Source organism: Amycolatopsis sp. CFH S0740, assembly GCF_004522315.1.
Taxonomy (GTDB): Bacteria; Actinomycetota; Actinomycetes; order Mycobacteriales; family Pseudonocardiaceae; genus Amycolatopsis; species Amycolatopsis nivea.
Genome location: NZ_SDLS01000005.1, coordinates 234,114 through 253,085 on the forward strand (window position 1 = coordinate 234,114; position 18,972 = coordinate 253,085).

Here is an 18,972-nt window from a genome sequence, read left to right on the forward strand (position 1 = left end):
GACGGCATGCCCGCTGCCCCCCGAGAGCGCCGCGCCGCCCGGCACGCGTCCGCCGAGGCCCCGCCGAAACCGCGGAAAGAACCCATCACGGTCGACCGGATCACCGACGCCGCGCTGCAGGTCGTCGCCACCGAGGGCTACGACGCGCTGACCGTCCGCCGGGTCACCGCCGTGCTCGGCACCGGACCGTCCTCGCTGTACGCGCACATCGTCAACAAAGAGGACCTCGACGATCTGCTCATCGGCAGGCTCTGCGCGCAGATCGACCTGCCCGAACCGGACCCGGCGAAGTGGCGGCAGCAGGTCCTGGACGTCTACGGGCAGATCCGCGACCTGTACCTGAAGTACCCCGGCGTCTCCCGCGCCGCGCTGGCGATGGTGCCGACGCACCTGGAAACGCTGCGGGTCAGCGAAGGGATTTTCGCGATCCTGCTGGCCGGCGGCATCGAACCGCAGACCGCCGCGTGGGCGCTGGACTCGCTCACGCTCTACGTCACCGCGTACGCCTGGGAGCGGTCGCTCGTCCAGCAACGGCAGCAGCACGGCGGCGAGTGGGTGCTCAGTCAGGAGGAGTTGATGGAGCGGTTCAGCGGGCTGTCGGAGGAGAAGTTCCCGCACACTCGGCGGTATGCGGCGGAGCTGACGTCCGGTGCCGGGCATGACCGGTTTGCCTTCATGGTCAACCTGATCACGCAGAATCTGGCAAGCGGGGCGCCCGAAGGTGCGTGAGGGTTCCCCTCACGCACCTCGCGGGCTGCTTGGTGCGGCTGGGGTTAGCGGGGTTCCGGGATCGCCGGGTCGCAGCAGCCGGTCATCCGGGGCAGTTCGCGGTTGACCTCGGCCAGTTCGGCGGCGACCGCGTGGCATTGCGCGCACACCGCGAGGTGTCCGGCGAGGACTCCGGCCCGGCGGGCGGGCAGGGTGCCGCGCAGCCACGCGCCCATCCGGCGGCGGACTTCTTGGCACTGCGGCAATTCCGCGTCCGGCACCTGGACTTGCAGGTACGCCTGCCGCAGCCCCTCTCGGGCGCGGCGGGCGAGCACCGCGACGCCGTTCGGGGAAACGCCGAGCACCGGCGCGAGTTCCGCCGGGGTGTTGCCCTCGGCGGACATCCGCCACAACACCGTGCGCCAGCGGCCGGGCAAGGTTCGGTACGCCGACCACACCAGCCGGTCTTCGGAGCGCATGACTGCGAGTTCGTCAGCGCCGCCGTCAAGAGTTACGGGTTCCGGAACCGTGGCATAGAGATCGATGCGGTTTTCGTGGCGGCTCCACCGGGCGAAGAGATTTCGCATGGTGGCTACGAGATACGCGGGCGCGTTCGATTCCGGGCCGCCGCCCGCCGCGACCGTGCTGAGCACGCGGGCGAAGGCTTCGGCGACGAGATCGTCGCGTTCGGCTTGCTGGCGCACCAAACCGGCGGCGACGCGGCGCATCAGCGTGACGTGCCGCCGGAACAATTCCCCGCCGGCCTGGCAATCTCCGGCGCGCACGGCGGCGAGGAGTTCGGCGTCGGTGCGCTCGTCCTCGTCCTCCTCGGCGACCAGCGTGCTGCCCAGTGTCGCGTCCACCGTGCACCTCCCACCGGACCGGCCCACACCTCGTCACGCGGGACTACTGAAAGTAACTGGTACAGCAGTGTACTCCATATGCCGCCGAGGATCCGGCAGTCGGTCGCGCGATTCCGCGCCGGTCGCTGCTGTCAGCCGAACGGGGAAGTCCTGGCCGTCCAAGGACATTTCGTTCGGCCGCCGACTGTCCGAAGTGGACTATTGACGGACGGTCAGGAGGGTTTTCCGGCCAATTCGGTGAAATAGGGCGCCGTGGCCGGGTGGTAGTCGGCGAAGTCCGGCTTCGGTGTGCCGTCGTCGCGCCTGGGGACTCCAAAAGCAGTGCCATCCTCCAGGCGTCGGATTCGTCGGTGGCCGAAACAGTCAGTCGCCGCGACGGTCGAGCCGCTGCTGTCAGGCGGGCGGGGCGAGAAGCCGGGTGAGCCAGGCGGTGAGTTCGGCGAAGCCCCGCGGGTCGAGGGCGTAAAACCGTTGCCTGCCCACGAGTTCGTCGCGCACCAGCCCGCTTTCCCGCAGTACGCGCAGATGCCGCGACACCGCCGGGCGGCTGATGGCGAAGCGCGCGGCGATTTTCCCGGCAGGCAGGCGCTGGTGTTGCAGAAGCGCCAGGATGTCCCGCCGCACCGGGTCGGCGATCGCACTGGCGGCCAGGTCCACAGCGGAAGCGTAACCCTGCAGTTACGCGACCGGCTCACGGCCAGGTCGACGCGCCGCCGCGGCGTTTGCGGACCGCTTTCCCGGTGCCGGGCGGAAAACCGTGCTTGGTGAGCCGGACCTCGGCGAGTTCGTCGGCGCTGGTGACGGTGAGGAACAGGCTCAGCAGCAGGCTGATCAGCAGCGCGGCGACGATCATCCCGGCGGGCATCGGCGTGACCAGGGTGAGGACGACGTAGCCGGCGATCAGCCAGGGCAGCGCCTCGGCGAAGATCCGGAACGCGAAGCGCAGCACCCAGGTCTTCGCGGTCGCGTCGTACAGCACCCACTCGCGGTACTCCTCGGGGAGTACCCCGCCGTAGACGTAGTGCAGCCAGCGCACCGGGCCGGGTCGCTTCATCCCCGCCGGGTACCCCGGGCTCAGGCGGGATACGCCCCGAGCTTGGCCGGGTTCATCAGCCAGAACACGCGGTGGATGCCCTCCTCCGACGCCGTCGCGGTGAGCACCGCGGTGACGGTTCCGCCGTGGCTCACCACCGCCGCGGGCTGGCCGTTGGCATCGCTCCAGCGGACCTCGGCGCCGGCCCAGAACCGGTCGGCGAACGCGCGGACGTACTTCGCCACCGTGACCGCGCCGACCACCGGAATCCGCGTCGCGCGGACCGCGCCGCCGCCGTCGGAGTAGCTGACGACGTCCTCGGCGAGCAGTTTCTCCAGCGTCGCCAGGTCGCCGGAGCGCGCGGCGTCCACGAACGCGGTGAGCAGCCGCCGCTGTTCCGCTGGTTCGACGGGCGCCCGGCGTTCCGCGGCGAGGTGCTTGCGCGCCCGGCTGACCAGCTGGCGCGCGCTCACCTCGGTGGTCTGCACGATGTCGGCGATCTGCTGGTACGGGTAATCGAACGCCTCGCGCAGCACGTACGCCGCCCGTTCCGTCGCAGGGAGCTTTTCCAGCAGGAACAGCACGGCGACCTCGAGCGCGGCGGCCCGCTCGGCGCCGAGCTGCGGGTCTGCCGAGGTATCGACGGGTTCGGGCAGCCACGGGCCGACGTAGGTTTCGTGCCGGGCGCGCGCGGTCTGGCTCGCGGTGATGGCCAGCCGGGTCGTGGTGGTGGCGAGGAACGCGCCCGGGTTGCGGACGGCCGAACGGTCGCAGGTCTGCCAGCGCAGCCAGACGTCCTGCAAGAGGTCCTCGGCGTCGGCGACGCTGCCGAGCATCCGGTAGGCGATCCCGAACAGCCGCGGCCGGACCTGCGCGAACACCGAGGCGGCCTCGGCGATTTCCTCCATCGGCGGCGCGTTCCTTCCTGTTCCGGCGGGCATTCGCGAGCTTAGCGGGCCGGGGTGTCACAAATCGGCGCGCTGTCCGGTCCTGACTGGCGACGCTCGCGGCGGCCGCCGCGGCGGGAACGGAGGGAACGAGCATGAAGATCGTCGTCATCGGCGGAACCGGGCGGATCGGCTCGCAGGTCGTGGGGCTGCTCGAGGGGCACGAGGTCGTCGCCGCCGCGCCGAGCACCGGCGTGAACGCCTTGACCGGCGAGGGGCTGTCCGGTGCGTTGCAGGGTGCCGACGTGCTGGTGGACGTGTCGAACTCGCCGTCGTTCGCGGACGACGACGTGATGGAGTTCTTCCGGCGTTCGACCGGGAATCTGGTCAAGGCGGCGAGTGAAGCCGGGGTGGGGCATTTCGTCGCGCTGTCCGTCGTGGGCGCCGACGAGCTGCCGGATTCCGGGTATCTGCGGGCGAAGGTCGCGCAGGAGAAGCTGATCCAGGACAGCGGGCTGGACTACACGATCGTGCGCGCGACGCAGTTCCTGGAGTTCGCGGTCGCGATCGCGGACACCTCGACGGTCGACGGTGTGGTGCGGCTCTCCGACGGCGGCACGCAGCCGATCGCGGCGGAGGACGTCGCGGTGGCGGTCGCGCGGGCCGCGGGCGAGCCGCCGGCCGGCGGGATCGTCGAGATCGGCGGACCGGACGTGCTGCCGATGGACGAGTGGATCCGGCGGGTGCTGACCGCGCGAAAGGATCCGCGCGAGGTGGTGACCGACCCGGCCGCGAAGTACTTCGGGACGGTGCTGGGCAAGGACAGCCTGGTGCCCGCGGAAGGCGCGTGGCGGGGGAGGGTCGGGCTGGCGGAGTGGCTGGGCCGGTGAACGGCGATCCCGGTTCTCGCCGGGATCGCCGCTCGCGAGTTACGAAAGCTGGCCGTCGTAATCCGGGAGTTTGAAGCCTTTTTCGTAGTCCCCGCCTTCGAGGTCGGTGGACCGGTTGCCGATGTTCGCCGTGATTGTGTAGCCCTGGTCGGTCAGGTCCGCGCGGCAGCGTTGCTTGCCTTCCGCGGTGTGCTCGCCGGATTTGCGGGTGCAGATCGCGTCGATCGGATAGCCCGCATTGCCCAGCTGCGTGCGCGCCGAGGAAGAACTGGTCCGCGCCGTCACGAAGAGGACGGACACGTGGTGCTCGCCTGCCCATTGCGCGACCGCGAGCACCGGCCGGTTCGGTTCGCCGGGGTGGTATTCGGTTTCCAGCGACGTGTTGTCGATGTCCAGCACGATCGCCAGCCCGGACCCGCCCTGCGCGACCCGGTCGGTCAGCCACGGAATGGCCGGATCGACGGCTTCGCGCACGTCGGCCTGCCATTGGTCGTAGCTGGGCAAGTCGGCTGGCGCGGCCGAGGCGGTGGCAGGCGCGGCGATCAGCCCGGCGACGGCGAGAATGGCGGCGCAGGCGGTTTTGACGTTCATCGGCGCGTTTTCTCCTTAGCGTGGCGGAAAGTGCCGTCGAGCACGCTAATCGCGCGGGGGATTCCGGTGTACCGTCGTTCGTCGGTGAATATTTCGTTCGCGGAGGAGAATTCTCGGTCCGTTCACCGGGAGCTGCGGGGGAGTTTTCCGCCGCGATTCGGGGTGATGATTGTCGACGCGGGTTGACAATCATCACCCCGAATCCGCCGTTATCCGGCGATGGTGTCCAATTCGGCCAAGGCGTCCGCGGGCAGTTCCAGTTCGCCCGCCGCCACGTTCTCGCGCAGGTGCGCGACCGACGACGTGCCGGGGATCAGCAGGATGTTCGGCGACTGGTGCAGCAGCCAGGCCAGCGCGACCGCCTTCGGGCTGGCGCCGAGCCGGGCGGCGACGTCGTCCAGCGTCGAGGACTGCAGCGGGCTGAACCCGCCGAGAGGCCAGAACGGGACGTAGGAAATCCCTTGGGCGGCAAGGGATTCGATCAGCTTCTCGTCCCCGCGGTGCGCCACGTTGTACCAGTTCTGCACGGTGACCACCGGCGCGATCGACTGCGCCTCGGCCACCTGCTCGGCGTCGACCACGCTCACGCCGAGTTCCTTGATCTTGCCTTCCTGGCGCATTTCGGCGAGCGCGCCGAACGGCTCGGCCAGCGAACCCGGAACCGGCGAGTGGCCGTCCGGTCCGCCGCCGACGCGCAGGTTCACCACGTCGAGCGCCTCGACGCCGAGGTTGCGCAGGTTCGACTCGACCTGGTCGCGCAATTGCGCGGGCGAACGCTCGTGGATCCAGCCGCCCTGGTCGTCGCGCACCGCGCCGACCTTGGTGACGATCTGCAGCCCGTCGTAGGGCGCGAGCGCTTCGCGGAGCAGTTCGTTCGTGACGTGCGGCCCGTAGAAGTCAGCCGTGTCGATGTGGTTCACGCCCAGCTCGACGGCCGTGCGCAGGACCGCGAGCGCCTCGTCGCGATCGGTCGGCGGCCCGAACACGCCGGGTCCGGCGAGCTGCATCGCGCCGTATCCCAGGCGGGCGACGGTGCGCCCGGCCAACGTGAACGTCCCGCCGGGGAGGTTGTCGGTCAATGTTCCGCCCTTCTTTCCTCGCCGCGCCGGTGCCGTCGCGGCTGCCGTCCATGGTGCGGCCGGTCGCGCGGCGCGGCCAGTACCCCTCGGTCCTGGGAGTGTCAGGGCCAGGCTCGCGGGACAGCCGTCCGATAATTTGGTATACCATTAGCATGGCTTCTCTGACTGTGACCGGCGTGCGTCCGTGGGGCGGCGAGCCGGCCGACCTCGTCCTCGACGGCGACCGCATCTCCGATGTCCGGCCCGCGGGTTCCGCCCCGGTCGAGGGCGAGCGCCTCGACGGCGCGGGGCTGCTCGCGCTGCCCGGGTTCGTCAACTCGCACGCCCACGTCGACAAGAGCTGGTGGGGCAAGCCGTGGGTCTCCTACGGCGGTGTCGCGAGCACCGAAGGCCGCATCGCGCACGAGCGGGCCGAACGGGACGCGCTCGGCATCCCGAGCGTCGAAATCGCCGAGACGGTGCTGCGCGAATTCCTGCGGCACGGCACCACCGCGGCGCGCAGCCATGTGGACATCGACCTGGGGCTCGGCCTGCGCGGGATCGAGATCGTGCAGGAGGCCGCGGAACGGCTGGGCGGCGCGGTGGAGGTCGAGATCGTGGCCTTCCCGCAGGACGGCGTGCTGCGGCGGCCGGGTGTGCTCAAACTGCTCGACGAGGCCGCCGCGGCGGGCGCGGGCCGGATCGGCGGCCTCGACCCGGCGGGCATCGACCGCGACCCGGTCGGCCAGCTCGACGGACTGTTCGAGATCGCCGAGCGCCGCGGCGTCGGCCTCGACATCCACCTGCACGACGGCGGTGAGCTGGGCGCGTTCCAGTACGAGCTGATCGCGGACCGGACCGTGCGCACCGGGCTGCAGGGCAAAGTCACCGTGTCGCACGGCTTCGCGCTCGGCGAGGTTCCCCCGGCGCGGCAGGCGGCGCTGCTCGACCGGATCACCGAGGCAGGCATCTCGCTGGCGACGGTCGCGCCGGTGCGGGTGGCGCCGCTGCCGTGGGCTGAACTGTCGGCGCGCGAGATCCCAGTCGGCCTCGGCACGGACGGGATCCGCGACCTGTGGTCCCCGTACGGCGACGGCGACATCCTGCAGATCGCACTCGGTTTCGCTCGCTTGCACGGCTTGCGGAGGGACGAGGATCTGACGGCGGCGGTGGAGCTGGCGACGCGGCGGGCGGCGTCGTTCGTGGGCCGGGAGCGGCATGACCTGGCACCGGGTTGCCGGGCGGATGTGGTGCTGGTGGCGGCGGAGAACGTGCCGGACGCGTTGATGCGGGTGCCGGTGCGGTCGTGGGTGATCGCTGGTGGCCGGGTGGTGGCGCGGGAGGGCGAGGTGCTCGTCTGAGGGGGTTGGCCGGTGGTTCTTCCGGCTTCGCCTCGCTTGCATGGCTGCCGGAGGGATGAGGATTTGACGGCGGCGGTGGAGCTGGCGACGCGGCGGGCGGCGTCGTTCGTGGGCCGGGAGCGGCATGATCTGGTGCCGGGTTGCCGGGCGGATGTGGTGTTGGTGGCGGCGGAGAACGTGCCGGACGCGTTGATGCGGGTGCCGGTGCGGTCGTGGGTGATCGCGGGTGGCCGGGTGGTGGCGCGGGAAGGCGAGATGCTCGTCTGAGCAGTTAGTCCGATGCTCCAGTCGAGCGCGGATTTTTCCGCATCCTGAGACGAACTTTTGCTCCCGCCGCGGCGATACCTTCCCGGGATGGACAAGCTCGACGCTCTCCGCAGGCGGCTGGAGCAGGACCTTCCCGCGCTGCTGGACCACCACCGAGTCCCCGCCGCGGTGATCGCGGTCGCGGTCGGCGAGGAGACCGCCACCGCGGCCGCCGGGGTGCTGAATCTCGGCACTGGCGTCACCGCCACGGCTGATTCGGTATTCCAAATCGGTTCGATCACCAAGGTGTGGACCGCCACTCTCGTCCTGCAACTCGTGGACGAGGGCCTGGTCGATCTCGACGCTCCCATCCGGAAGTATCTCCCCGATCTCAAACTGGGCGACGCGGCCATCACCGTGCGCCAGTTGCTCAGCCACACCGCCGGGTTCGAGGGCGATCTCTTCACCGACACCGGTCCCGGCGACGACGCGGTGGAGAAGTTCGTCGAAACCCTCGACGGCGTCGCCCAGCTGTTCCCGCCCGGAGAGTTGTTCTCCTACAACAACGCCGGGTACGTCGTCCTCGGGCGGCTGGTGGAAGTGTTGCGCGGCAAGCATTACGAGGACTGCCTTCGCGAATACCTCGCCGCCCCGCTGAAGCTCCAGCAGTTCTGCCCGAACGCCCTCGACGCGATCCGCTTCCGCGCCGCGATCGGGCATCTCGAACCCGAGCCGGGCGCGGACCTTGTGCCCGCGCCGTTCTGGTCGATGCTGCGGTCCAACGGACCGGCTGGGTCGTCGCTCGCGATGTCCGCGGCGGATTTGCTCGCGTTCGGCCGCATGCACCTCGCGGGCGGCGCGGGGGTGTTGAGCGCGGAGAGCACCGCGGCCATGCTGCAGCGGCAGGTCAGCCTTCCGCCGCTCGGCATCATGGGCGACGCTTGGGGCCTCGGCTGGGAGCTGTTCGACACCCCGACCGGCCAGGTTTACGGCCACGACGGCAACACCGTCGGCCAGGCGGCGTTCCTGCGGCTGGTGCCGGAAAGCGACCTCGTCGTGGCGTTGCTGACCAACGGCGGCGACGCGATGAGCCTGTACGCCGACCTCGTTCCCGCGCTGCTCAAGGAATTCGGCGGCGTCGAGGTGGCGCTGCCGCCCCGTCCGCCCGCCGAACCGGAGCCGTTCGCCGCCGACCGGTATCTCGGCACCTACGCCAGCACGGTCGCCGATCTCGTGGTCTCCCAGGACGACGACGGCCGGGTCTGGCTGGAGCAACGTCCTAAAGGGACAGCCGCGGAACTGAGCGCCGCCAGCAAATCCGAACTGGTCTTTCTCGAGGGCGACACGCTGATCCTCCGCGAGGCGCAGGGCGGAATCTATCTGCCGCTGGTCTTCCTTGGCGACGACGGTTCGGGCCGCGCGCGATACGTCCATTCGGGGAGGGCGACCCGTCGCGCCGGGTGACCGGACGGCTTTGCCCGAACTGAACGATCCGGAGGCCGTTCCCGGGTAAGGTTTTACCTCGTGGCCGCTGATCTGGGGTGGAATACGGGGCAGACGCGCATCCACGCTGCCGACGGCCGCCTCCTCGGCGCCGGCGTGCTGATCGGCGGCCGGTACGTCCTGACCTGCTCCCGGGCGGCCCGCGACGAAACCGTTTTCTGGGTCGAATCGGCGGGTTCCGCGGCGCTGGCCGGGCTGGTCCCGCCGCTCGCGGGCGCGCGCGGCGACCTGGCGCTGCTCGAACTGGACACTCCGGTGATCGGCGGCGCGACGCTCCGGCGGAAGGTCGGATCCGGGCGGGAAGTCCGGATCCACAGTCTTCCGCTCCGCCTCGGCTACGGCATTTGGGTACGTGCCACCACCGGTGCGGCCGACGGCGAACGGGTGCCGCTCACTCTGCTGGAGGGCGGCGTCGACCCGGACCTGTCCGGCTGTCCCGCGTTCGACCGCACCACCGGGCGGCTGCTCGGCATCGTGGTGGTCGACAGCGCGGTGCGGCTGGTTCCGGCGGACACCGTGCTGGCGTACTTCCCGCAGCTGCGCGAATGGGTGACCGACGATTCGGTGATCGAGGACCGGCTCGACGAACTCCTCGTCCGCACCGGCAGCCGGCCCGTGCCCGGGGACCTCCGGGTCTCGCTGCCGAAAGCGACGCCGCCGGACCCGTTCGACGCCGTGCTGCCCGACGCGGCGCTGCCGGAACGGCACCGGTTCTGCGGGGAATGCGGCAATCCGGTGGGCCGCGGCGAGGCCGGGCGGCCCGGCCGGGTGCGCGGCTACTGCGTGCGCTGCGGCACGCCGTTCACCTTCCTGCCGACGCTGGACCAGGGCACGGTCGTCGCCGGCCGGTACCGGGTGCTCGGCTGCATCGCGCACGGCGGGTTCAGCTGGATCTACCTCGCCCGCGACGAGGCCGAGGGCGGCCGGTTCGTGGTGCTCAAAACCCTGGTCGGCGAACGGGACCGCGGCGGCGCGCTGGCCGCCGCGCAGTCCGCCGTCGTCCCGCAGCTGCTGGAACTGGACCATCCGAACGTCGTCCGCACCCTCGCGCACGTCGAACACCCGGACCCGGAAACCGGCAGGCCCAGCGGGTATCTGGTGATGGAGTACGTGCGCGGCATTTCGCTGCGGTCGGTCCTCCAGCGCGCGAAGCGGCTGCGTCCGGAGCATGTCGCCGCGTACGGGCTGCAGCTGCTCGAGGCGGTCGGGTACCTGCACGCTCGGGGATTGCTGTACGTCGATGTGAAACCGGACAACGTGCTGCAGGACGGCGATCGGATCACTCTCGTCGACCTCGGCTCGGTGCGGCGGCAGAACGACCGGGACAGCGCGATCGTCGGCACGCCGGGCTATCAGCCGCCGCGGTCCGAGCTGGACCGGGAGGGCATCAGCGTCCGGTCGGATCTCTACTCGGTCGGCCGCACCCTGGAAGAGCTGCTGCGGGAGTGTTCCGGGTCGTACGGCGGTCTTGGCCGGGAAATGCTGCAGGTGCTGATCGACCGGGCCACGGCAAGTTACGAGGACCGGTTCGCCACCGCCTACGACATGGCCGAACAGCTGCGCGGGGTGCTGCGGCAGCTGCTCAGCCAGCGCACGCGTGTGCCGCGCCCGGTCGTGTCGCGGGTGTTCGCCGAACCTCGCGAGCTCGCCGCGGCGGGGCTCGGGGTTCCGGAGTGGGAAGCCTGGGGGCCGGAACCGCCGTTGCGCGCCGACGATCGCCTGCGGGACGACGACGTGCGGGCCGCCTTGCCCATGGCCCTCTTCACCGCATCCGAGGAGGTCTCGGCGGCCTGGCGCAGCGCTGCGATCCTGCTGGACGCGGGCTCGCTGGACGACGCCGAGAACCAGTACCGGGAGTGCGCGCGGCTGGTGCCGGGCGAGCTGGCACCGTTACTGGCGCTGGGTTTCTGCGCCGAACTGCGAGGGTTGGCGGCGGCCGCGGCGCGCTACTACGAAGCGGTGTGGGTGTGCGACCGGTCCATGGTCGCGGCGGCGTTCGGGCTTGCCCGGATCCGGCTCGGGCAGGGTGATCGGGTCGGTGCCGCCGCGGTTTTGGACGAAGTACCCGCGGCGTCGGGCTTGGCGGCTCGGATCGGCGCGGTGCGGGCGCTCGCCGCGCTCGTGCCAGGTGAGACGGAACTGCCGAGCCTCGACGAAGCCGCTGCCGCGTGGTCCCGGCTCGGCGACCTGAACCTGGACGAGGACGCGCAGAGCCGGCTCACTGCGGTGGTCGGGGAAACGCTGCTGCGGCTGGCCGCCGAGAATCCCGCAGCTGCCACCCGGTTTCCTGACTTGCGCCAGGTGAAGCACGACCTCGCGCAGGTCTACTGGGAGCAGGCGAACCCGGCGTGGCCAGCGCTGCGGGACCACGCGGGACGGGTGCGCGGCCTCGAGGTGCCGCGACCGGTCTCGGCCGCACAGCCGAAAGTCGTGGTGCACTACCCCCGTTACCTGCCGTCGCGCACCTCCAGCACGACCGTGAAGGTGACGGTCACGGCTGGCTCCGGCGGCGGTCCGATGCGGCTGTTCGTGCGCGATTCGCCGGGTTGTGTGGTGTACCGGGTCAGCCAGCTGGCTCCGCGAGAGTTGCAGAAACCCTTGCCGCAGCGGCGAATCAGCGAGGAAGGGCTCGATCTCGGGCAGTGGACGGCAGGGGAAACCAGGGAGTACGCGCTGAGCTTGCTCGTGCCGTCGGGGTTGGCGATCGAGCGGGACCATCAGCTGGTCGCGATGTGGGCGCAGCAGGGCTCGGTGCAGTCGGAGGCGGAGACCGTTTCCGTGCGGCTGACCGATGATCCGGCGCATCTGGCCCAAGCACCGGTCGGTCCGCACCTGGGCCTGGGGGCTGCCGTGGATGCCGCGCTTTCCGCGTACCGCAACGGAAACCTCAGTGCCACGCTGGACGCGCTGGGTTCGGCGGTGGCGTTGGCGACCGCGCAGGGCAACGAGGCGGTGCTGGGCCGGTTGCGGTTGCTGGTGGACGTCGTCGACGCGGAGAGCGGGCTGGTCAGCCTGCACGGACCGCTGGCTGGGGAAGAGTTTCTTTCGGAGCGGATTTCGGTGACGTTGCGGCCGCCGGTCACTGCTGATGCCGCGAAGCCCGTTGAGGACATCCAGCTCGAAGGGCCGCAAGCGCCGGTTTACGGCACGGTGCTCAGCGCGCGGGTTGACTCGCGCCGGGTCGACTCGCGCCGGATCGATTCCCGGCGCGTCGACTCGCGTCGGGTGGATTCCCGGCGCGTGGATTCCCGCCGGGCGGATTCGCGGCCCGCTACCTGGCGCACCGGCCGGACCGGGTATCCCGTGCCGGGCGAGGTTTCGGGGATGCCGCCGTTCTCCTCCCGGCGGGTGCTCTGGGCGGGCAGACGGCCGCCGGGCGCGAAACCGCCGGACGACAGCCCGCCGCCGGGACCGGGCCTGCTGGAGGCGACCGTCGAATGCCGGTCTGACGATCCGGTGGTCGTCGGGCGGGCGGTGCGGGTCGCGGTTTCGGTGCGGCGCAAGGAACCCGCGAGCGCGCCGGCTGGTGTCGTGCGCGTCCGGGTGCTGCTCGACGCCGCGCCCGGGGCGGCCCAGCCGATGTCGCGGGTCGGCTGGATCACCGGCGACCGGCTGCGCGAGCCGGCGGAGTTCGACGTCGTCCCGGTCGCGCCGGGGCCGCTGCGGCTGGCGTTCCGGATCTACCGCGAGCACGACGCCCAGCTGCTCCTGGAAATCGCGGCCGCGCTGCCGGTGGAGGTGCTGTCATGACCCGTCAGCTGAGCGCCGAGGTGACCGTCGACAACACCGCCGGGCTGAGCCGCGTCGCGGTGCCGCCGTACAACCGCGCGCGGACGGTCAACCTGCGGTTCCTCGAGTTCCCCGGGGTGCCAGGGCTGCTCGTGCAAGCGTGGGGCAGCGCGTTCCCGGAGGACGGCGGCGGCGGGTACCAGGGCCGGATCGCGCACAGCCTCGGCGAGCTGAACTCCCGGATCGACATCCTCCGCGAAACCTGGCAGCGGCACGTCGTGGACGTCGCCGAGCGGACCGAGCGCGGGCCGCGCCGCCACCCGTTCGCCGACGGCTGGGACCTGTCGCGGCGGCCGGAACTGTTGCGCCGCGCCGGTTTCGCCCTCGCGGACGCCGGCTATCTGATGTACCGGCTGTTGTTCGCCGGTCCGGATCGCGGGCTGCAGCGGATCCGGGCGCTGCTGGAACTGGCGCTCGCCGAGGGCGAGAACGTGATCAGCATCGAATCGGACAGCCTGATCGTGCCGTGGGGCATGCTGTACACCTCGCCGCGGCGGCCGGACGAGTACCCGGACGACGAGAACTGGTCGCTCGCCGGGTTCTGGGGCTACCGGCACGTCGTGGAGCACACCTTCTCCCGGGTCGACGACTTCGACGCGCGGATCACCGTGGACGGCGGCAAACCGGTCGTGGGGCTCAACGTCGACCACGGCGTGGACCGGCAATTCCCGGAGACGCCCTACATCGCGCCGGTGGTCGACTTCTTCCACGGCCGGGCCGAAGTCGTGCTGCGGCCGGACAAGAAAACGCTCGCCGCGCATTTCCGCAGCCGCGATTTCGCCGACCACGTCACGTATTTCGGCTGCCACGGCAAGGTAAGCGGGTCCGGCGGGCTGATCGAACAACCGTATCTGAAACTAGGCGACGGCGAACGGATCTACGGCACCGATCTGACCGCGTGGCTGGAGGAAGCGCCGCTGCCGACGAAGCCGTTCGTGTACGTCGGGGCGTGCCAGGGCGGACAGGTGACGTCGGCGTTCTACTCGGCCTTCGGCAAAGCGTTGCTGGGCAACGGCGGACGCTGCCTGATCGGCCCGCAGATCGACCTGCCGCCCGCGTTCGCGTGCGAGTATTCGCGGCGGTTGTTCACCGAATTCATCGATACGGGCGCGAAACTGGGCGATATCGTGCGCTCGCTGGCGCGCGCGTTCGCCGACGAACACCACAATCCGCTCGGGCTGATGTTTTCGCTGTACCGCGGGATCGACGTGCATCTGTGGCAGGAAGGGCGACCGTGACCGAACCGGTGATCCTGGACCTCGACGAGCACGGCGATTTCGTGGATCCGGAAACCGGCGAACCGGTGCCCGCCGAGGCGGTGCCGCGCTTGCTGGCCCGGTGGCTGGAGGTTCCGGCGACGGCGACCGACATCGTCGTGTTCGTGCACGGCTGGCAGAACAACCGGGAGACGGCGGGCCGGCGGGCGCGGCAGTTCTTCGGACTGCTGGAGGAACAGTACGCGGCTGGGTCTTACGAAGGACTCGGTGCGTGGCAAGGGTTTTACGTCATGGTGCGGTGGCCGTCGATGAGCAACCCGTTCCTGACCGGGTACCGGCGGATCCGCGACCGGGCGCATGCGATGACCACCGACGGGCGGGCCGCGGAGGCGCTCGGCCAATTGCTCGGATATCTGAACGCGGAACGTCAATTGCCGGGCAGTGCGCCGAGTTTGCGGACCGTCACCGGACAGTACCTGCATTGTGTCGGCCATTCCTTCGGCGGCCGGTTCGTCGTGGAAGCGGTGCAGGCCGCGGCGGGCGACGGTCCGCCGGTTCTCGGGTGGGATCGGGCTGACCCGCGTTATCCGTACACTGTGGACACTCTGCTGGTGTTCCAGATGGCGGCGCGCCCGGACATCTTCACCGGCCGGTTCGCCCCGGTGCTGCGTGCCGCGCCGATCAACGGGCCGGTCGTGCTGACCCGGTCCCGGTTTGACCGGGCGACCGGGTTGTGGCACCGGTTGGCGGAGGGCGTGCGAGGGATCGGGAACGTCGGGGTGAAGGCTCCGGCCGACGAGGTCGCGAACACGGTGCTGCACAAGGTATCGGCGGAGTACTCACGGTCCGAATTGGACCGGCGGATCGTCAACGTCGAGTCGGGGTGGCGGTTCCGGCGCGGGCGGTGGTGGAATCCAGCCGGGGCGCATTCGGACATCTGGTACCCGGAGTCGGCGCATTTGCTGCTGTCGCTGGCCGAACTGGCCCGCTGAACGGGGCTCGACAGTCCGAGGCAGACCGCCGAGCCCCGAAAGCGTTCAGTAGCCGTAGTGCAGCCAAACGGCCTTCGTCTCGGTGTACGCGTCCAGCGCCCACGGGCCCATTTCGCGGCCCCAGCCCGACGCCTTGTATCCACCCCACGGGGCGGCCATGTCCGGGATCGGCGGCATGTTCACGAACACCGCGCCCGCGCGAATCCCGTCCGCATAGCGTTGCGCGGTACGGATGTCGCGGGTCCACACAGTCGCGGCGAGGCCGTACTGCGTGTCGTTCGCGCGCGCGACCAGTTCGTCCGGGTCGTCGTACGGCGTCACCGCCAGCACCGGGCCGAAGATCTCCTCGCGCATGATCGTCATCGAGTCGGTGACGCCCGCGAAGAGCGTCGGCTGGTAGAAGTAGCCGTCGCGGTCGACTTCCGAGCCGCCGGTGATCAGGTCCGCGCCTTCGGAACGGCCGGTCGCCACCAGGTTCGCGACGTGCCTGCGGTGCTTGTCCGACACGAGCGGCCCGACCTGGGTCGTCTCCTCCAAACCGGGGCCGACCTGCAGGCCCGCCAGCCCGGCGGCCATTTTCTCCACGAACTCCTGCTCGCGCTTGCGGTCGACGTAGAACCGCGTGTACGCGGCGCAGACCTGCCCGGTGTTCAGCGTCGCGCCGGCGAGGTTGCCCGCGACGGCGGCGTCCAGGTCGGCGTCGGCGGCGATGATGCTCGGGGCCTTGCCGCCGAGTTCGAGGGTGAGCCGCTTGAGGTTGGACTCCGCGCTCGCCGCGGTGATCAGCTTCCCGACCGCGGTGGAACCGGTGTAGGAAACGTGGTCGACGTCGTGGTGCGAACTCAGCAGCGCGCCCACCGGACCGTCTCCGGTGACCAGGTTGACGACGCCCGCTGGGATACCAGCCTGCTCCGCCAGCTGTACCAGCCGGATGCTGGTCAGCGGGGTGACCTCGCTCGGCTTGATCACCACGGTGTTGCCGGTGGCGAGCGCGGGCGCGAGCTTCCACACGAGGATCATCAGCGGGAAGTTCCACGGCGTGATCAGCGCGTTCACGCCGACCGGCTCGCGGCGCGTGTAGTGCAGGGTGTCGGGGAACGAAACCGGGTTCGTGGTGCCCTGGATTTTCGTGACCCAGCCGGCGAAGTACCGCAGGTGCTCGGCCGCGCCGGTGACGCTCACCTGGCGCGAGATGCCGATCGGCTGGCCCTGGTCGCGGGTTTCCAGCGCGGCGAGCTCCTCGTGGTGCTCGTCGACGAGGTCGGCGAGGCGGAACAGCAGTTTCGCGCGCTGCACCGGTGCCAGCCCGGCCCACTCCGGCGAGGTCAGCGCGCGGCGCGCGGCGGCGACCGCGGCGTCGACGTCGGCCCGCGTCGCCGTCCCGACGTCTTCGAGAACCGTGCCGGTGGCCGGATCGCGGGTCGGGATGGGCTCCCCGCCGGCCTCGGTCCACTGACCGTCGATGAACAGGCGTGTCGCCATGGTGCTCCCTAGTCCCGGTCTTCTGGTCGCTCCCGAGTATCGGCGCGCGGCGGGCGGGCGGTCTTGTCCGCGAGGGCACGCCCGTTGTCGGCGAGTGAAGACAATTCCGGGCGCGGCCGGGGGACCGGCCAGGATCAGGACATGGACGTGATCGTGGTGGGTGCGGGTTCGGCGGGCTCGGTGGTGTGCCGGCGGCTGGTCGACGCGGGCGCGAAGGTGACGCTGCTGGAGGCGGGCGGACCGGACACGAACGCGGCGATCCACGACCCGTCGCGCGCGGGGGAACTGTGGCACGCCGCCGAGGACTGGGACTACTACACGGTGCCGCAGCCGCACGCCGGGAACCGCAGGCTGCACCTGCCGCGCGGCAAGGTGCTCGGCGGCTCGCATTCGCTCAACGCGATGATCTGGGTCCGCGGCGCGGCGGCGGACTACGACGGCTGGGGCCTGCCCGGCTGGACCTGGGACGACGTGCGCCCGGTGTACGAGCGGATCGAACGCGACCTGCTCGACCTCGAACAGCACGATCCGCTGCAGCCGATCCAGCAGTCCATTGTGGACGCCGCGCAGGAGATCGGCCTGCCGTTCAACGACAATTACAACGGCGGCACCCTCGACGGCGTCTCCGTGCAGCAAGTCACCATGTCCGGCGGTCGGCGGCGCAACACCTGGCTCTGCTACGCCGAACCGGTCGCCGGCCAGATGACCGTCCACACTGGCGCGCTGGTGCATCGCGTGCTCTTCGAGGGCGATCGCTGCATCGGCGTGCTGGCGGAGATCGACGGCAAACTGGAGTCGCTGTTCGCCGACCAGGTCGTGCTCGCCGCCGGCGCCCTCGCGTCCCCAGCGATCCTGCTGCGCAGCGGAATCGGCCCGGCTGACGACGTCGCCGCGCTGGGCTTGGACGTCGTCGCCGATCTGCCAGGGGTCGGCGAAAACCTGCACGACCACCTGCTGTCGCCGGTCATTTTCGCCACCGACCGGCGCGCGGTCGCGCCGCCGCAGACCGGGCTTTCGGTGACGCAAACGCATCTGTTCTGGCGCAGCCGCCCAGGCCTGGCGGTGCCGGACACGCAGCCGATCCACTTCAGCGTGCCGATGTACGAACCGTGGATGACCGGACCGGCGACCGGGTTCTCGCTGATGGCGGGCATGATCACACCGCAAAGCCGGGGAACGCTGCGGCTGCGCAGCACGGATCCGGCCGAGATGCCGCTGATCGACCTGGCCGCGCTGGCACACCCGGCGGACTTCGAAAGCCTGGTCGCGTCGGTGGAGCAGTGCCAGTTGATCGGCGGCGCCCCGGCACTGGCCGAGGAATGGGGCGCGCGGGAGCTGTACCCGGGACCGGCGGACATCCGGGAGTACGTCCGGCGAACGGCGATCACGTATCACCACCAGGTGGGCACGTGCCGGATGGGGACCGACGAGCTGGCGGTGACTGATCCGACGCTGGCGGTGCGCGGGGTGTCCGGACTGAGGGTCGCGGACGCTTCGGTGCTGCCGCGGGTGATCAGCGGGAACACGAACGCGCCTGCGGTGCTGATGGGGGAGCGGGTGGCGGAGTTCATGCTGGCGTAAATCGGTTCTCCGGGCCGGGCCGGGCCGGGGCGGTTCGGTTCCCGGCACGGACCGCACCATGCTGGTTCTGGTGCGAATTCTGAAATAGCCCACGTCGATTGACGTGATTTTATCTGCATAATCGAGCTTGAAATCAGGAAAACGTGCTTAACCCCTGGGAAATCGTTACCCGCGGCATCGCTAGAGTGGTGTTCCCAGGGGAGGGGATAGTTCATGCCGCGGCGATGGGGGTAGCCGGGACGCTGCTCGCCCAGCAGATGGGAAAGAAGGACCCTGCTGTCGGCCCGGTGGAGACCAGTCGCGCGCCATCGGCCCCGCAGAAGAGCAGCGCGCCGATGTCGGCGAGCGACCCGAGCGAGGCCGCCCCTTCGGAGATCCGGTGGCAAGGAAAGTTCGCGTTGACGAGCTACCCGGATTTCGAATCGCTGCCGCCGAAGGACAATGCGGGCGGCAGCATGAGCCAGGACATCTACGGCACACTCTATCCGTCGGGCGGCGGTGCGGTCTGGACCGGCAGTCGGCCGCCATCGAAGCAGGAGTGCTCCGACTTGGCGGACACGCAATCGCGGGAGAAGATCGACCCGGTCCCCGGAACGCAGGTGTGCCTCAAGACCCGCGGCCGGGTCGTCTACTTCAAGGTGGTCGGCGCCGGCGAGCGGGAGAATTGGGTCTACCGGTATCAGACGCAGCTGATCGTCTGGAACTGAGGGAGCCGGGTCGCTGCTGCGGCGGCCCGGCGGCGAAACTCTCCGCCGGGCCCGTCCGTTCCCG

General features: G+C 70.4%; 17 protein-coding genes. 10 read left to right on the forward strand and 7 right to left on the reverse strand.

Annotation, left to right across the window (positions count from 1 at the left end; genetic code table 11):
• Positions 1–6 precede the first annotated feature (6 nt).
• Positions 7–729 (forward strand): TetR/AcrR family transcriptional regulator, encoded by a 723-nt coding sequence (locus EIZ45_RS11505; RefSeq protein ID WP_134664960.1) that lies wholly within the window; start codon positions 7–9, stop codon positions 727–729.
• 44 nt (positions 730–773) lie between these two features.
• Here EIZ45_RS11505 and EIZ45_RS11510 read toward each other — a convergent pair whose 3' ends face one another.
• The 4 genes from EIZ45_RS11510 to EIZ45_RS11525 all read right to left on the reverse strand — a co-directional run bounded on the left by EIZ45_RS11510 (position 774) and on the right by EIZ45_RS11525 (position 3,512).
• A complete protein-coding gene (locus tag EIZ45_RS11510) occupies positions 774–1,571 on the reverse strand; it encodes a sigma-70 family RNA polymerase sigma factor (protein WP_134664958.1) in 798 nt (265 codons plus the stop codon).
• 393 nt (positions 1,572–1,964) lie between these two features.
• On the reverse strand, positions 1,965–2,228 hold the full coding sequence (locus tag EIZ45_RS11515; protein ID WP_240690721.1) for a metalloregulator ArsR/SmtB family transcription factor: 264 nt from the start codon (positions 2,226–2,228) through the stop codon (positions 1,965–1,967).
• A gap of 34 nt (positions 2,229–2,262) precedes the next feature.
• Entirely contained in the window at positions 2,263–2,625 is a 363-nt protein-coding gene (locus tag EIZ45_RS11520) for a DUF5313 family protein (protein WP_037817763.1), read from the reverse strand.
• A 20-nt stretch (positions 2,626–2,645) separates the two neighbouring features.
• Positions 2,646–3,512 (reverse strand): RNA polymerase sigma-70 factor, encoded by an 867-nt coding sequence (locus EIZ45_RS11525; RefSeq protein WP_134664956.1) that lies wholly within the window; start codon positions 3,510–3,512, stop codon positions 2,646–2,648.
• Between the two features lie 134 nt (positions 3,513–3,646).
• On the opposite strand from EIZ45_RS11525, the gene EIZ45_RS11530 reads away from it, so the two are divergent.
• Positions 3,647–4,381 carry an SDR family oxidoreductase gene (locus EIZ45_RS11530; protein WP_134664953.1) on the forward strand — a complete coding sequence of 245 codons (735 nt, stop codon included), beginning with the start codon at positions 3,647–3,649 and terminating at the stop codon, positions 4,379–4,381.
• Between the two features lie 39 nt (positions 4,382–4,420).
• Here the strand turns inward: EIZ45_RS11530 and EIZ45_RS11535 are convergent, their stop codons facing one another.
• The gene (locus tag EIZ45_RS11535; RefSeq protein ID WP_037817768.1) at positions 4,421–4,972 is read right to left on the reverse strand and encodes an HAD family acid phosphatase; all 552 of its coding nucleotides are present in this window, start codon (positions 4,970–4,972) and stop codon (positions 4,421–4,423) included.
• Between the two features lie 209 nt (positions 4,973–5,181).
• Positions 5,182–6,051, reverse strand: coding sequence for an oxidoreductase (locus tag EIZ45_RS11540; protein ID WP_134664951.1), 870 nt, complete (start codon positions 6,049–6,051; stop codon positions 5,182–5,184).
• A 152-nt stretch (positions 6,052–6,203) separates the two neighbouring features.
• Between EIZ45_RS11540 and EIZ45_RS11545 the strand changes: the two genes are divergently transcribed.
• From EIZ45_RS11545 to EIZ45_RS11570, 6 genes are all read left to right on the forward strand, one after another.
• Positions 6,204–7,391, forward strand: coding sequence for an amidohydrolase (locus EIZ45_RS11545; RefSeq protein ID WP_134664949.1), 1,188 nt, complete (start codon positions 6,204–6,206; stop codon positions 7,389–7,391).
• A 63-nt stretch (positions 7,392–7,454) separates the two neighbouring features.
• Positions 7,455–7,658, forward strand: a complete 204-nt coding sequence (locus tag EIZ45_RS11550; protein WP_205670037.1) for a hypothetical protein — start codon at positions 7,455–7,457, stop codon at positions 7,656–7,658.
• A gap of 87 nt (positions 7,659–7,745) precedes the next feature.
• Positions 7,746–9,101: a serine hydrolase gene (locus EIZ45_RS11555; RefSeq protein WP_134664947.1), complete on the forward strand. Its 1,356-nt coding sequence runs from the start codon at positions 7,746–7,748 to the stop codon at positions 9,099–9,101.
• Positions 9,102–9,161: 60 nt separating this feature from the next.
• Complete coding sequence (locus EIZ45_RS11560) at positions 9,162–12,890, forward strand: serine/threonine-protein kinase (RefSeq protein ID WP_134664945.1); 3,729 nt, start codon at positions 9,162–9,164, stop codon at positions 12,888–12,890.
• Positions 12,887–14,167, forward strand: coding sequence for a hypothetical protein (locus EIZ45_RS11565; RefSeq protein WP_134664943.1), 1,281 nt, complete (start codon positions 12,887–12,889; stop codon positions 14,165–14,167). The genes EIZ45_RS11560 and EIZ45_RS11565 overlap by 4 nt, the downstream gene beginning before the upstream one ends.
• The gene (locus EIZ45_RS11570; protein WP_134664942.1) at positions 14,164–15,138 is read left to right on the forward strand and encodes an alpha/beta hydrolase; all 975 of its coding nucleotides are present in this window, start codon (positions 14,164–14,166) and stop codon (positions 15,136–15,138) included. The genes EIZ45_RS11565 and EIZ45_RS11570 overlap by 4 nt, the downstream gene beginning before the upstream one ends.
• Before the next feature lie 45 nt (positions 15,139–15,183).
• On the opposite strand, the gene EIZ45_RS11575 is transcribed toward EIZ45_RS11570, so the two are convergent.
• Positions 15,184–16,620: an aldehyde dehydrogenase gene (locus EIZ45_RS11575; RefSeq protein ID WP_037817773.1), complete on the reverse strand. Its 1,437-nt coding sequence runs from the start codon at positions 16,618–16,620 to the stop codon at positions 15,184–15,186.
• A gap of 141 nt (positions 16,621–16,761) precedes the next feature.
• Here EIZ45_RS11575 and EIZ45_RS11580 point away from each other — a divergent pair, with 141 nt between their 5' ends.
• Positions 16,762–18,201: a GMC family oxidoreductase gene (locus EIZ45_RS11580; protein WP_134664940.1), complete on the forward strand. Its 1,440-nt coding sequence runs from the start codon at positions 16,762–16,764 to the stop codon at positions 18,199–18,201.
• A 143-nt stretch (positions 18,202–18,344) separates the two neighbouring features.
• Positions 18,345–18,908 (forward strand): hypothetical protein, encoded by a 564-nt coding sequence (locus tag EIZ45_RS11585; protein WP_134664938.1) that lies wholly within the window; start codon positions 18,345–18,347, stop codon positions 18,906–18,908.
• Positions 18,909–18,972 lie beyond the last annotated feature (64 nt).